Annotated in this window: 12 protein-coding genes; 4 read left to right on the top strand and 8 right to left on the bottom strand. The window is 66.8% G+C overall.

Features of this window, described 5'->3' with window-relative positions:
* Positions 1 to 46: 46 nt before the first annotated feature.
* From ACQY4S_RS03080 to ACQY4S_RS03070, 3 genes are all read right to left on the bottom strand, one after another.
* Positions 47 to 1,789, bottom strand: a complete 1,743-nt coding sequence (locus ACQY4S_RS03080; RefSeq protein ID WP_428483124.1) for an IS1634 family transposase — start codon at positions 1,787 to 1,789, stop codon at positions 47 to 49.
* Between the two features lie 195 nt (positions 1,790 to 1,984).
* Entirely contained in the window at positions 1,985 to 2,884 is a 900-nt protein-coding gene (locus ACQY4S_RS03075; protein WP_428483738.1) for an NmrA family NAD(P)-binding protein, read from the bottom strand.
* Positions 2,885 to 2,947: 63 nt separating this feature from the next.
* A complete protein-coding gene (locus tag ACQY4S_RS03070; RefSeq protein ID WP_428483737.1) occupies positions 2,948 to 3,478 on the bottom strand; it encodes a cupin domain-containing protein in 531 nt (176 codons plus the stop codon).
* Between the two features lie 203 nt (positions 3,479 to 3,681).
* Between ACQY4S_RS03070 and ACQY4S_RS03065 the strand changes: the two genes are divergently transcribed.
* Both ACQY4S_RS03065 and ACQY4S_RS03060 read left to right on the top strand, forming a co-directional pair.
* Positions 3,682 to 4,563, top strand: a complete 882-nt coding sequence (locus tag ACQY4S_RS03065) for a LysR family transcriptional regulator (protein WP_428483736.1) — start codon at positions 3,682 to 3,684, stop codon at positions 4,561 to 4,563.
* 214 nt (positions 4,564 to 4,777) lie between these two features.
* Positions 4,778 to 6,397: a hypothetical protein gene (locus ACQY4S_RS03060; protein ID WP_428483735.1), complete on the top strand. Its 1,620-nt coding sequence runs from the start codon at positions 4,778 to 4,780 to the stop codon at positions 6,395 to 6,397.
* Between the two features lie 342 nt (positions 6,398 to 6,739).
* Here the strand turns inward: ACQY4S_RS03060 and ACQY4S_RS03055 are convergent, their stop codons facing one another.
* The 3 genes from ACQY4S_RS03055 to ACQY4S_RS03045 all read right to left on the bottom strand — a co-directional run bounded on the left by ACQY4S_RS03055 (position 6,740) and on the right by ACQY4S_RS03045 (position 10,252).
* Complete coding sequence (locus tag ACQY4S_RS03055; RefSeq protein ID WP_428483734.1) at positions 6,740 to 7,813, bottom strand: IS4 family transposase; 1,074 nt, start codon at positions 7,811 to 7,813, stop codon at positions 6,740 to 6,742.
* A 70-nt stretch (positions 7,814 to 7,883) separates the two neighbouring features.
* On the bottom strand, positions 7,884 to 9,542 hold the full coding sequence (locus ACQY4S_RS03050; protein ID WP_428483733.1) for an NTP transferase domain-containing protein: 1,659 nt from the start codon (positions 9,540 to 9,542) through the stop codon (positions 7,884 to 7,886).
* On the bottom strand, positions 9,539 to 10,252 hold the full coding sequence (locus ACQY4S_RS03045; protein WP_428483732.1) for an XdhC family protein: 714 nt from the start codon (positions 10,250 to 10,252) through the stop codon (positions 9,539 to 9,541). Before ACQY4S_RS03045 ends, ACQY4S_RS03050 begins: the two co-directional genes overlap by 4 nt.
* 134 nt (positions 10,253 to 10,386) lie before the next feature.
* Here ACQY4S_RS03045 and ACQY4S_RS03040 point away from each other — a divergent pair, with 134 nt between their 5' ends.
* Entirely contained in the window at positions 10,387 to 10,530 is a 144-nt protein-coding gene (locus ACQY4S_RS03040) for a hypothetical protein (protein WP_428483731.1), read from the top strand.
* Positions 10,531 to 10,614: 84 nt separating this feature from the next.
* On the opposite strand, the gene ACQY4S_RS03035 is transcribed toward ACQY4S_RS03040, so the two are convergent.
* Both ACQY4S_RS03035 and ACQY4S_RS03030 read right to left on the bottom strand, forming a co-directional pair.
* Positions 10,615 to 10,941 (bottom strand): XdhC family protein, encoded by a 327-nt coding sequence (locus tag ACQY4S_RS03035; RefSeq protein WP_428483730.1) that lies wholly within the window; start codon positions 10,939 to 10,941, stop codon positions 10,615 to 10,617.
* Positions 10,938 to 12,140, bottom strand: coding sequence for a vWA domain-containing protein (locus ACQY4S_RS03030; protein WP_428483729.1), 1,203 nt, complete (start codon positions 12,138 to 12,140; stop codon positions 10,938 to 10,940). The genes ACQY4S_RS03035 and ACQY4S_RS03030 overlap by 4 nt, the downstream gene beginning before the upstream one ends.
* Positions 12,141 to 12,278: 138 nt before the next feature.
* On the opposite strand from ACQY4S_RS03030, the gene ACQY4S_RS03025 reads away from it, so the two are divergent.
* Positions 12,279 to 13,258, top strand: a 980-nt coding sequence (locus ACQY4S_RS03025; protein WP_428483112.1) for an ISAs1 family transposase, incomplete at its 3' end; no start/stop codon positions are given.

Below are 13,258 nucleotides of genomic sequence, written 5' to 3'. Positions count from 1 at the left end.
TCGACGTAAGTCATTGATCCGACTCCGGACCCCACCTGCTTGCTGTCTACGCTGCCGTCAATTCGACCCCCAACAGACTGAGTGCGCGGCGCTGTATCGGCGTTGCGGTGGTCTGAACGGTAAGCATCTTCTGCCCTGCGAAGCAGACGGTGTTTCGGGCCAATGTTGCCAGATCGCCCAGCAGGGTGCGGAAGCTGTGCACCGGCTGGAGCTCGCCGCTAGCGTCCACCACGCGCTGCGTCGAGGCCTTGCGATAAGCCGCCTTGGAGACCTTGGCCTTGGCCACTGGCGACGTCCGCTCTGCTTCGGCCGACGCGCGGTCATGATCGTCGAACAACATCGGCGCCAGCGGCTGGCGCATATGCCACTCCAGGTAATACGCCAGCATGCACAGCAGGACATGCGCGCGTACCCGCGGCGCGGTCCAATGGAACACCGGCCGCAGGTCCAGATCGACGCTCTTGAGGCAGCGGAACGCGCGCTCTACCTGGGCCAAGGCTTTGTAGGCCCGCACGGTCCCGGCGGTATCGATCTGCTTGGCGGGGAGGTTGGTGCGCAGCACGTAAAAGCCATCGAACCTGGCTTCATCGGCGATCGCTTCGGCCTTGCGCGTGAAGTCAAATGCGGCGTCGGTGATGGTCAACGCGAAATGCTTGGCCATCTTGCGTTTGCCCAGGAGAGCGCCGACCGCGCGGCCGATGTCCCCAGCCCCGCGCAGAGGGTTCTTCGCGCGCGTCACCCGGGCCTGGATCTTGCTCAGGTCGGCCTCGGTCAGCGCCAGTAACGCGTCACGCTTGCGTTGGCGTTCCGCCGCCAGCAGCGGGTTCTGGCACACCACCAGCCGTTCGTCGGGATAATCCGGGCTGCTGATCTCAGCCATATCGCGGGTGTCGAACAGGGAGAATTGCAGCTGTCCGCCTTCCGCCAGTTGCCGGATCGCCGGGGCACGCAGCGCGGTGATCCAGTCTAGGCCGGCGGGGCGGAGGGCTTGTTCGATCCGTGCGGCGGTGAGCATGCCGCGGTCGCCGACCATCACCACGTGGCGCAGCCGCAAGCGCTGCTTCAGCTTGCTGATCTGCGCCGCGACGGTGGCCGGGTCGGCGGTGTTTCCCTCGAACACCTCGACCGCCACGGGGCAACCATCCGCGGCACACAGCAGGCCGATCACCAGTTGCGGCCGATCGCCACGGCTGTCGCGGCTGTAACCGTGGTGGGCCAGCGGACAGCAGCGGCCCTCGAGGTAGGTGGAGGTGACGTCGTAGAGCACCAGCGCGCCGTTCTTCAGATGGCGGCGGGCGAGTTGGTTTTCGATGAAGGCCTGCTCGCTGCCGAGCCAGTCGAGGGTGGTGTAGATTTCGCCGGCGGTAACGCAGCCAAGGCCGAGGCTTTCACCCAGCGAGTGGCTGGCGGTGGCGCTGTCGAGCATGCGCGCTGTCGCCAGCTTCGCCGCCGGGTCGAGCAGTCTGGCGACGATCAGCGCCAGCGCCAGGTCACGGCGGCGCGGCGGGGCGCGGCGCGGCAGCAGATCGTCGAGGCCGATGCGCCGTGCCACGCTCAGCGCCGCAAGCACGTGGCCATGCGGCAGCGAGCGGCGGATCTCGAAGCCGTTGTCACCAACCGGGGCGAGCGGGTCGCCACGCAGGGCAGCACGCAGAGTCTCGATGCGCTCGACCGGCAGCTTGGAGAGGTTGGCCAGCGTGCGGTTCTTGACCTTGCCGTCCTCGCGATAGGTTTGGCGCAGGAGGAAGGACGGTTTGGCGTTACGGTTTGGGACCTTGGCGATGTGCATGAGGCATAGAATCAAACCGGTTCGGCCTGTGTCAAGGAGAAATTCGCCAAATGCTTGACTACGTTCGTGGCACGTTTCCTTGGTAATCAACCGGATGGCTCAAAAACACAGCAAAGTTCGGTTTAGAAGGCTCAGGTCCGTTCGACAGGACTGTGTTAAGTGGACGGCGGACCTTCCCACTAAGGCTCGAGCAGCCTACTCGCCCCTTTTGCCGAGCTGCGCGTGGACCGATGTCCAGCGCAGGCCAGGATACCGATCGTTGTCGAGCGGATGGAGCTTGCCGCGCCCGCTGAACATGTCCCGCATGTACTGCATGCCCTGCCATGGAGGAAATGCGGCGCGCGGCTGCGGCGCCACGACCCTCGCCAGCCGGATCAACATTCCAAGCGAACCGATGCTGCCAACCCACAAGGTGCGGTACTGGTCGCCTGTTACTTCACTCATCGCCCGGGCGATGTCGCGGGCGCTAACGGTGTCGCCGGCGACGCGGAGGATGCGCGGGGTAGCCTCGTCGAGCGCGACGGCGGCCGCATAGGCGGCCACCTCGTCTTTGGTGGTGAAGTCCAGCGGCTGGTCAACGCTGCCCCAGTGGAGCACGCGGCGGAGGCGTCGCTGGATTATCGGCATCTCGACGCCGAGCATGTCCATGAACGCACCGTTGAGAATCGAGGTAACCTTGATCGGCGCACGGTCCGCTTGGGTCATGAACTTGCGCCGGAGGTCGAGGTTGCGGTTATCGCCTGGCCGAGTCTTGGTGAAATCGGCCGAGTAGTCAGACGAGACGAAGCGCGGCACACCGGCCTTTACGGCGGCGTCGAGCAGCACTCCCTGCCGGTCGACGATGACCTCGTGCAACCCGTTGAGTGCAGAGACGACGCACGCCGCGCCTGCGCACGCCGCGGCAACCGATCCAATATCCGACGCGTCCGCCGGCGTCACGACCGCGCCCGCCCCGACGAGTCGATCTTTGTCGGCGGCGGATACCTCATGACGCACTAGCGCTCGGACGGCCGCACCGCGTGCCGCAAGAGCCTTGGCGATGCGGCCGCCGAGATCGCCGGCCGCACCTGCGAGCACGATGATTGGCTGGACCATTGCTGCACCTTCTCATGGTTGCTCGGACGTCGACGAGTCGGATGGATCGGCCTCCGAGCAGGCTCAGCGTCCATCTGGACGCAGCGGGTCCGGACCCGGCAGGACGTCCATCCCGTATCGCCGCAGCAGGTCCGGGTTCATCGTCGGCGGCGCGACCGCGCCCTTGGGTGGCAAGGTGCGCTCGGTCGCAGGCGTGGCAAGCTCCACGATCAGCGCTTCCATGCTCGCCGGCGTGTAGCCGTTGAGGAAGCGTGCGGTCTCACTCTCGACGCGGAAGGCATGGCGGGTGCTGCGCGGGACCATGACGAAGTCGCCCTTGCGCGCGGTCCTGATATCGTCGCCCACTAGGAGGGTAATCTCGCCGTCGAGCATGTAGAAGGTTTCGTCGGACCAGGTGTGCTTGTGCGGGCCCGGACCCGAACCTTTTGGAAGCAACTGCTCCATCATCGAGAACCTGCCGCCGGTGTCGCGCCCGTCCGCGAGCACGATCCACAGGACGTCGACAAGCCAGTAGGCAGGCGCCGCATCAACGTTGCGGATCAGCGGCTCCGAGCCGGAAATCGGCGGCAAGGCCGTTTGGGTGTCTGTGCTCATGACGAATGCTCCTTGGGTGCTCGGGGCCACCGCGGCGCCGGCCAGACGCACGATGGCTTTGGGAGGGATACGGGGTCCAGGAGAATGGTGTGGGTCATCGTCCAGGTCCTTACGAATGCCGTGCCGCAAAACTAGCCATTCTGTCGAAGTTGATTAGTCATCGAAGTCTGGACAGCACGTTCCTGTCGTGGAACGCTTGGGGCATGTTTGACCTCGTCGACCTGCGCGCGTTTGCCCGCATCGCGGACCTCGGCAACCTTTCGGCCGCCGCCCGCGCGCTCGGCATGCCGAAATCCTCCGCCAGCCGCTCGCTCGCGCGCTTGGAGGCGGCAGCCGGATCAGCGCTGATCGAGCGCTCGACGCGGCACTTGCGGCTGACCGACGCCGGGCGCCTGTTGCAGCGCCACGCGCGGCGCATCCTTGATGACGTCGGCGAAGCGGAGAACGCGCTGACCGGGCTGATCGGCGTGCCGCGCGGTACGCTGCGGGTGAGCGTGGGGTTCACCTTCGCCGTCGGGCCGCTGGCGTCGATGCTGCCGAAGTTCTTCGCTCGCTACCCCGAGGTGCGCGTCGCGCTCAGCATCGACAACCGCAACGTCGACCTGCTGGCTGAGGCGTTCGACGTCGCCATCCGGATTGGGCCGCTGCGCGACTCCGACCTGATCGCGCGCCGGCTGACGACCATCGCGCTCTGGACGTGTGCCAGTCCCGCTTACCTCGCCGCACGCGGCACGCCCGCAACGGTGCAGGATCTCCGGGCGCACGAGCTGATTGCGCGCGTCGACCATCAGACCATTTGGCGGTTTCAGCGATCCGGTGGTCCAATCCACAAGATCGACATTGTGCCCGGGACGGTCATACCGGAACCCGCTGTACTCAGAACCGTGCTGATCGGCGGAGCCGGGATCGGGCGCCTGCCGGAGTTCTATGCGGCGGACGCGGTCGCGGACGGAACCCTGGTCCGGCTATTGCCCGAGTATCAAGACGATTCCGTGGAGGTGCACGCGCTGTATCCCAGCCATCGCAGTCTGTCCGCCAAGGTCCGCGTGTTCGTCGACACGCTTGTGGACCACCTGAACGTTTAGGGCCGGCGTAGTCATAGCTGAGGCGTACTCATAGCTGACTAGCTCCAACGCGACGCTCGATACGGTCGGCCGCCGCTTCATGACCGGCTGTCGCACGCGGCATTTTGATGCCGCTAGCAAATCGTACGACCCGACGTGCCGGACATTTGTATCGCGGTCGATCTTTCCCGACTGTATCCGATCCTGATCCCTGGCCACCACGAGGTTGTTTCGCATGTCGACGACGCATACCGTTGCCTTTCGCGCCGACGCGTCCGGCGGTGACGGGCGCTGGTGGCGGCGCGGCCTGAAGCGGAGCCGTGACGGCTGGATCGATGTTCTGGTCGGCCTGCTGTGCATCCTGCCGCTGCTGCTGACGGCGCACCTGCCGCTGTCGGACCTGCCCAACCACCTGGCGCGGCAATACATCCTGCGCGACTGGGCTTCCAGCCCGTCGCTGCAGCAGTTCTATTACATCCACTGGGACCTGGTGCCGAACCTGGCGCTGGAGCTGTTCGTGCTGGCGGCGCGTCAGGTAATGTCGATCGACCTGGCGGTGCGGGCGTTCTGCCTCAGCACGGTGCTGATGCTGTTCCTCGGCACGCGGCTGATCAACCGCACCTTGAGCGGCGGGCAGTCGCGGGCGTATCGGGTGGCGCCGTTGCTGTGCTACGGCGGGCCGTTTCAGTATGGCTTTCTCAGCTACTGCTTTGGCATCGGCCTGGCGCTGGTGCTGTTCGGCGTGTGGCTGCGGCTGCGGGCGCGCCCGCTGGCGGCGCGGGTCCGCTTCCTGGTGGTGTCCGGCTTTGGCCTGATGCTGTGCCACTTCGCCGCCTATGGGCTGTTCGCCATCGCGGTTGGCCTATGCGAACTGACCGACGGGGTGGCGGCGGATGGCTGGCGCCGGCCGCTGGCGGCGCTGCGGCGGGGACTGCTGCCGGTGGCCTGCCTGGTGCCGGTTTTCATTGTGTTCCTGCTGCTCAGCCCGACCACCGGGGCGGTGACCGGCAACGTCGTCCAGTTCAGCTCGCTGCACGAGAAGCTGCGCTCGCTGGCGTCGATCACCTTCTTCACCAGCCCAAAGCTAGAGGTCGGGCTGCTGGCGCTGGCGGTGGCCGGCTTCGCCGCCGGGCTGCTGACCCGGACCTTCCGCTTCCACCCCACCGGCCTGGCGATCGCGACGGTCATGGTCATCCTTTGGCTGGTGCTGCCGAACGTGGCGATGGACACCTCGTTCATCGACTACCGGTTTCCCTGGGCTATTTCGTTCTTTGTCCTGGCCAGCCTGCGGCCGGGACCGGCGCACGCCCGCTGGGTCAGGCCGTTCGCGGCGGGTTTCACCATACTGACCGTCGCCCGCATCGCCATGATTGCTGCCCTGTGGCTGAGCTGGGAGCCGACCCTGGCGGCGATCGACCAGGCGCTTGGCCGTTTGCCGAGCGGCAGCCGGGTCACCGTGATCGAGGGCCAGCCGGCGTCGGGCGTGCCGTTCCGCGATCCCGACATGAACATGGTCACGGCCTACGCGGTCGCGCGCCGACAGGCGTTCGAGCCAGGCATGTTCGCCAGCATCGCCGGTCAGATCCTGTATTTCCAGCCGCATTACCTGGAGCTTTTCAAGCAGGGCGGCTGGGCCAAGACGGTCATTCCGTCCACGTTGGACAGTATCGCGCCGGATTATGACTACGTGCTGGAGCTGGTGCCGTCGCTGGCGCATATCGCGCCGGAGCTGCCGCTGTCGTGTGAGGCGAGCGGGCCGCACTTCAAGCTGCTCAAGGTCATCCGGCCGGGGGAGGGAAGTTCGGCAAGGCCAGGGCTCTGCCCTGGACCCGCAAAGGGGGCTGGCCCCCTTTGATCCCGCCAATTAGGGTCTTGGAGGAGAGGGGGCGACCGAGGTGCTAACAACGCCTGAGTAGCCCCCTCTCCTCCAAGACCCTGAATGGGTTCCAAGGGCGTCAGCCCTTGGTGGGGTCGAGGGGCGGAGCCCCATAAGCGCTAGGATAAGGCATTTTTAGCGTCTTTGTCTTGGCAGCGGCGCTTTCTGGGCGGCTCGGCCAGCCGCCTGCGTGCCGTTCTGCGGGTCGCCAGGCTGCGGCGTCTTCGGGGTTGTGCGAACAGAGCCACTTGCAGACGGCGGTGGTTGGATTGCCAAACCCGCCAAAGGCTGGCGTGACGGGTTGCACGGCCAGATGTTGGCTCAGGGGGGAAAGCCGAGATCCTCGCCCAGCGAAGTCTCGATCAGCACGGCGGCGATGAGATGAGCGAGCAGCCAACTGCGCGCGAGCTTGGGATCGCTTGCTTGCAACGCCGCAAAGCCGCCCAGGCTTTTCAGTCGTTTGAACGCGAGTTCCACCTGCCAGCGCATGCGGTAGAGCCGCACGACCTCCGCCGCTGTCGCCTGTTCTGGCGACAGCGAGGTCAGCAGCATCATGTATCCAGCCGCCCTCAGGGTGCGCGGATCGGTCTTGTGGCCCTTGCGACTGGCCTTGCGGTGCAGCCTCTTGTGCTGGCGCTCGGTCGCCTCGGGCGGCTTGCGCGCGATGATCAGGCGCGCGCGCACCGGGGCGCGGCCGGCGCCGATTGACACGGCGTGTTCCACCACCGACGGGCCGTTGTCGGACAGCGCCGCGACCAGATCAAAGGCCTGCCGCGACGCATCGAACACGTTCACCGAGCGCCAGCCGATCCGGGTGATGAAGTCCGCCTGGTTGGCGTGGGCATGGGCAAAGTTGCGCACCCGCGCATAGCCACGATCCTGCACCAGAACATCACCGGGCCGCACCGCCACGCAACTGAGCGCTTCGGCCGTGGCGGCCTTGGTCATCGCAAGATCGGTAAAACAGCCGCGCGCCGGTTCATAGCGCGCGTGAAGCCGCCAGTCACTGCCTTTACTGCCCGGGATCGAGACCGTGGAGCCATCCACCAGGTTGAGTTGCAGGCGCCCCTCCATTGGCGTGTCGCCGCGACGATCCGCCAGCAGCCGGTCCAGCACATCAGCCAGGAAATCACCCGAATTGCGCAATCGATCCAGCAGCGAGACGTCACAGAGATCGGCAATCCCGGCTTCGGTGGCATGGCTGGCGACCGCACGCAGCGATAGCCTGCCGGGGCCGTAGAGGAGAGCCAGATGCAGCAGGTCGGCCGCGCTGCGCACGCCACGTTTGCGCACCAGGGCTTTGTGCGTCCGGGCGCTGACCTCCAGATCAATCAGCGAAGAGACGTGGCCGACGACGCTTGGCCAATGATCCAGATGAAACAATGCGGTTTGCATCTGCCCCGGAATCACGCCAAAACGTGCCGTGTCAATCCTATCCTAGCGCTTATGGGGCGCTGCCCCCGGCTTACTGCACCCCCACCGGCCGCATGCCCTTCGGCAAGGTCGCCAGCGAGTCCGTCGTATCGAAATCGCGCAGCACGGCGTCGTCCGCCATCTCGACCTCGCACACCACCTCGGCGTGCCTGCCGACCAGAAAGCGGGCGCCGGAGTCGCCACTGATCCCCAGGATGTCCGGGAAAAACCGCCGGTCCCACAGCATCGGGTTGCCCTGCTTGCCGCGGAAGGTGGGCAGCACGATCAGCCGTCCTTCCGCCGGATCATACATCGACAGCAGCCGATCCAGCATGCGTCCCGTCACCAGCGGCATGTCGCCCAGGCACACCAGAACGGCGGCGCATTCGGGGGGCACCGCGGCGATGCCGGCCTTCAAGCTGGCGGACAAGCCTTCGGCGTAATCCGGCGCGTGCACGTAGCGCACCGGCCGGCCGCCGAGGGCATGTTCGACCTGCTCCGCCTGATGCCCGGTGACCACCAGGATGGGGCGGGCGTTGGACGACAGCACGTTGTCGAGGACGCGGGCGATCATCGGCTTGCCGGCCTTGTCGGCCACCAGCATCTTGTTGTAGGGTGCCATCCGGCGCGACCGTCCGGCCGCCAGCACGACGGCGCCGATCACCGGCGCGCTGCGCGGCGCGGCGCCCGACCGCGGCGTGGCCGGCGCCTTTTCGCGCGGCATCGGCCGTGTCTCCATCTCCTTCAGCAACCCACCAACGCCCATGCGCATCATGTCGCGCGGCGTCACCGGCAGGCCGGCGAACAGCCGGGTCAGCACGAAGTCGATGCCGTTCAGGCTGGGGCTGCGGGCGCAGCCGGGCAGCACCAGCGCCGGCCGCGTGCCGATGCGGCCGAGGCAGATCAGGTTGCCGGGATCGACCGGCATGCCGAAATGCAGGATCTCGCCGCCGGCGCCGACGATGCCTTCCGGCCCGACATCGCGCCGGTCCACCACGGCGGAGGCGCCGATGACCAGCAGAAGGTCGGCGCCCAGGCCGATCAGGCTGTCGAGTGCCCGCGCGATTGGATCGGCGTGATGCGCGCAGTGCACCGGCGGCAGCAGCGATCCGGTCAGCGCGGTGATGCGTGCCTTGGTGATGGCGATGGTCTTTTCGGTGACGCTGTCCTTCAGGCCGGGCAACTGGGTCACCACCAGCCCGACCTTCAGGGCGCGGAACGGATGCAAGGTCAGCGGCGACGGTCCCTGCCGCGCCAGCGCTTCGGCGACCGACAGCAAGGTGCCGGGGACGGCGAACGGGATGATCTTGATCGTCGCGAGCAGGTCCTTCGGCGCCACCACCGCATAGTCGGGCAGGGTGCCGATGGTCATCGCCTCGTCGAGCGTGTTGAGCCGATCGATGCGCGCGCCATCCACCCTCAGCAGGCCCGGCACTTCGGCCGACAGGTTGACCCGCCCGGTGGCGGCGCGGGAGCGGGCGATCAGCGCCGAGACCATCGGCATGGCCAAGCGATCGGCGGCGATATCCTCTGGCACGTCGCCGGGTTCCAGGCGGGCACAGATCACCTCCGCGCGGCCGGCCTGACGCAAGGCGTCGATCGCCGCCTCGTCGAGCAGCGCGCCCTTGCGGATCATGCGGTCGCCGACCTTCTGGCTGTGCGCCATGATGGCGCCGCGGGCCTCGGTCAGTGGCGACGCGCCGAACTTCATGGAGCGAATTTCGCCGGCAGGGGTTTCGCCGGCATGCCAGCGTTGCGGCGCACGGCGACGATCTCGGCGATGATGGACAAGGCGATTTCGGGCGCGGTGACGGCCTCGATGTTCAGCCCGACCGGGCCGCGGATGCGCGACAGCGCGTTGTCCTGATGCCCCAGGTCGCGCAACCGCTGCAGGCGGGCGGCATGGGTGCGGCGGGAGCCCAGCGCGCCGATGTAGAACGCCTGCGACTTCAGCGCCCGGTCCAGCGCCGGATCGTCCAGCTTCGGGTCATGCGTCAGCGTGACCACGGCGGTGCGGCTGTCGGGAACGAACGCCTCCAGCGCCTCATCCGGCCAGTCGGTGGAAATCGCCACGCCGGGAAACCGCTCATCCGAGGCGAACGACCGCCGCGGATCGACCACGGTGACCGAGAAACCGCAGGGCACGGCAAACGGCACCAGCGCCTGGGCGATATGCACCGCGCCGACGACGATCAGCCGCAGCGGCGGGTTGTAGGCGTGCAGGAACCAGTCGGTCGCACCCAGTTTCACCGTGCCGCTTTCGTCACGCTCCAGCGCATGGGCCGCGGCAGCGTTCAGCTCGTCCGGCGCGGCCGGGTCGGGCAGCACGATCTGCTCACCGGAGGGCAACTGCGTGGCCAGCACCACCGGGCGCTTGTCGCGTTTCGCCTGGTCCAGGGCGGCGAGGGTTTCAGGGTTCATGGCTCTGTCCTAGGGCAAATGGCGCCAACGATCATGGGCCGTTGCAGACGCCGTGTCACGACCATGGCCGGGTCACGACCACAACGGCGACCAGACAGGTGGGCTACCGAACAGGTAGGCAACCACGCAGATGGGTGATCGAACAGGTGGGCGAACAGGTGACGGAAGACCTGGCCGACCTGCCACGCTGCTGCCGACCTCGGCACGGCACGGCGTTGATCATGCGCGCCACCGCCCCTCGCGTGCGCGCCTACATGACCATGCCGCGCGGCGGCTGACCCTGCCATGAGGACGTCGGCGATTACCCGAGCGGCGAGCATGACCCGGGCGGCCACGCAAAGCGCAAGGCAGGCAGTTCCGTGTCAGTTCAGCTTCTCGACGAACACCTTGACCTTGCCGCCGCAGGCCAGGCCGACTTCCCAGGCGCGTTCATGGCTGACGCCGAAGTCCAGCAACTGCGGGCTGCCGCTATCGATGGTCCGCATCGCCGCGTCGGCGACGGCGCCCTCGATGCAGCCGCCGGAGACGGATCCGGCCATGCGGCCCGACCGGGTCACCGCCATCTGGCTGCCGGCGGGGCGCGGCGAGCTGCCCCAGGTTTCCGTCACCGTGGCGACCGCGACCTGTTCGCCGGCGGCGCGCCAGGCGGCGGCGGTGCCCAGGACATCCTCGGTTTCAAGACTGTTCATGCTGTCATCCTTTCAAAGCGCGCGACCTTGGCGGGGGCCGGGCGGGACAAGAGATCGATCAGAGCGCGCAGGCTGGCCAGGTTGTGCACCGGACGGAACTCGTCCACGTGCGGCAGCATCGCCCGGATACCCTGGGATTTTGGTTCAAAGCCGCTCCAGCGCAACAGCGGGTTCAGCCATACCAGCCTTGTGCAGGATTTATGCAGGCGCTCCATGTTCTCCGCCAGACCCTGCGCATTGTCGCGGTCCAGGCCGTCGGTGATCAGCAGCACCACGGCACCCTGACCCAGCACGCGCTTGGCCCACAGGCGGTTGAAGTCGGCGACCGCCTCTCCGATGCGGGTGCCGCCGGACCAGTCCGGCACGGCGTGGGCGACCATCTGGAAGGCGACCTCCGGGTCGCGCGCGCGCAACTGGCGGGTGACGTTGGACAGCCTGGTGCCGAACAGGAAGATGCTGACGCGGTCGCGGTCATTGGTGACCGCGTGCAGGAAGTGCAGCAGAACCTGCGCGTAGCGTGCCATCGACCCCGAAATATCGCACAGCACCACCAGCGGCGGCGGTCGGGTGACGCGGCGGTTGCGGGCGATGTCGAAAATCTCGCCGCCCTGGCGCAGGCTGGCGCGGATGGTGCGGCGCAGGTCGGTGATCGGGCCGCTGCTGTCGGGCCGCCTGCGGCGGGTGCGGCGCAGGTCGAGCGGCAGCACCAGGCGGCGGATTTCGCGTTTCGCCTCGGCGATTTCGGCTGCCCCCATCGCCTCGAAGTCCATCCGCTGCAGCCGTTCGGTGTCCGAGACGGTCATCGTCATGTCGCGGGTCGGCGGCTCGTCCTTCGGTCTTGGCGGCTTGTCCGACTTCGAGGCGAAGGCTTCGGCGACGCGGCGGGCGGCAGGCGGCGGCTTGTCCGGCTTGCGCACCTGCCGCGCATCCAGCAGCGCCATCGCGGCGGCCTGTTCGGCGGCGGAGGGATCACGCCAGAACAGCGCGAAGGCCTGTTCGAACACCGCCTGATGCTCGTGGCGGTGGATCATCGCGGCGGACAGCGCGGTGCGCGCCTCGGTTTTCGACGCAAGGTCGATGTGGGTCAGCGCGTGCTGCGCGGCGATGGTTTCCGCCGGCCCGACCGGCAGTCCCGCACGGCGCAGCAGGCGGGCGAAATGCATGACGTTGGCGGCCAGGCGGCAGGTGTCGATGTCCATCGGTCGCACTGGAACCCGATGCGGGGGATTGGCGCAAGGGTTGTCAATGCGGCAGACAGGGCGATCGCTTGAGTGGTTGAGGGATTCCCGTGCGGGCTAGAATCGGATTCATAGGAAGCCTCTCATCAGGAGGTCTCTATGTCCATGCCAAGCCAGCCCTGCTTCTTGTCCCACTTCGCGGCCCTCCGGGACCCGCGCCAAGCGACGAAGGTGCTATATCCTCTACCGGAAATCCTGTTGCTGATGCTCTGCGGGACCATCGCCGGTGCGGACGACTTTGTCGAAATCAGCCTGTGGGGCAGCGAACGCCAGGGCTTCCTCCGCCGTTTTCTGCCGTTCAAGCACGGCATCCCGAGCCACGACACATTGTGCGACGTGATCGCGGCGATTGATCCTGAGCTGTTCAAGACATGTTTCCTGACCTGGGTAGACGGGTTGCGGACTGACACGCCCGAGATTATCGCGATCGATGGCAAGACCTCGCGTCGCAGCCATGCCCGCGGCAAAGGGCGTCTGCCGCTGCATACGGTGTCCGCCTGGGCGACGCGTCAGCGATTGGTCCTTGGACAAGAGGCGGTGTCGGCGAAATCCAATGAGATCACCGCCATTCCTGTGCTGCTGCGTCGTCTGGAACTGGCCGGCGCGTTGGTGACCATCGATGCCATGGGCACGCAGAAGGAGATTGCCCAGACGATCATCGAGGGTGGTGGCGATTACGTGCTGGCCTTGAAGGAGAACTGGCCAGCGACCTATGCCGAAGTGGAAACCGTCTTTGCCGATCCACCACCAACGCTGACGCTGCAAAGCTTCGAGACCGTCGATGGCGACCATGGCCGGATCGAAACCCGCCGCCATACGATCTGCCACGACATCAACTGGCTGTTCGCCGAGCGGCGTCATCCGGGCGAATTTGCATTCCCTGGCCTGACCGCCATCGGCATGATCGAAAGCGAAACCGAGCGGGGCGGCGTTATCCAGACAGAAACCCGATACTACCTGTGCTCAACCAAACTCAGTGCCGAGACCCTCGCCAGGGTCGTGCGGAGCCACTGGGGCATTGAGAACCGGCTGCACTGGGTGCTGGATGTGGTATTCCACGACGATTTGGCGCGCCTGCG

It is taken from the genome of Rhodopila sp. (assembly GCF_965276935.1).
Lineage (GTDB): Bacteria > Pseudomonadota > Alphaproteobacteria > Acetobacterales > Acetobacteraceae > Rhodopila.
This window is presented reverse-complemented; position numbering and strand designations above follow the sequence as displayed.

What these genes read in the sequence shown, in the direction of transcription:
- ACQY4S_RS03055 (WP_428483734.1), bottom strand. Translation starts at nt 7,813, where the DNA reads ATGCAAACCGCATTGTTTCATCTGGATCATTGGCCAAGCGTCGTCGGC.
- ACQY4S_RS03070 (WP_428483737.1), bottom strand. Translation starts at nt 3,478, where the DNA reads ATGAGCACAGACACCCAAACGGCCTTGCCGCCGATTTCCGGCTCGGAG.
- ACQY4S_RS03060 (WP_428483735.1), top strand. Translation starts at nt 4,778, where the DNA reads ATGTCGACGACGCATACCGTTGCCTTTCGCGCCGACGCGTCCGGCGGT.
- ACQY4S_RS03035 (WP_428483730.1), bottom strand. Translation starts at nt 10,941, where the DNA reads ATGAACAGTCTTGAAACCGAGGATGTCCTGGGCACCGCCGCCGCCTGG.
- ACQY4S_RS03045 (WP_428483732.1), bottom strand. Translation starts at nt 10,252, where the DNA reads ATGAACCCTGAAACCCTCGCCGCCCTGGACCAGGCGAAACGCGACAAG.
- ACQY4S_RS03050 (WP_428483733.1), bottom strand. Translation starts at nt 9,542, where the DNA reads ATGAAGTTCGGCGCGTCGCCACTGACCGAGGCCCGCGGCGCCATCATG.
- ACQY4S_RS03065 (WP_428483736.1), top strand. Translation starts at nt 3,682, where the DNA reads ATGTTTGACCTCGTCGACCTGCGCGCGTTTGCCCGCATCGCGGACCTC.
- ACQY4S_RS03030 (WP_428483729.1), bottom strand. Translation starts at nt 12,140, where the DNA reads ATGGACATCGACACCTGCCGCCTGGCCGCCAACGTCATGCATTTCGCC.
- ACQY4S_RS03080 (WP_428483124.1), bottom strand. Translation starts at nt 1,789, where the DNA reads ATGCACATCGCCAAGGTCCCAAACCGTAACGCCAAACCGTCCTTCCTC.
- ACQY4S_RS03075 (WP_428483738.1), bottom strand. Translation starts at nt 2,884, where the DNA reads ATGGTCCAGCCAATCATCGTGCTCGCAGGTGCGGCCGGCGATCTCGGC.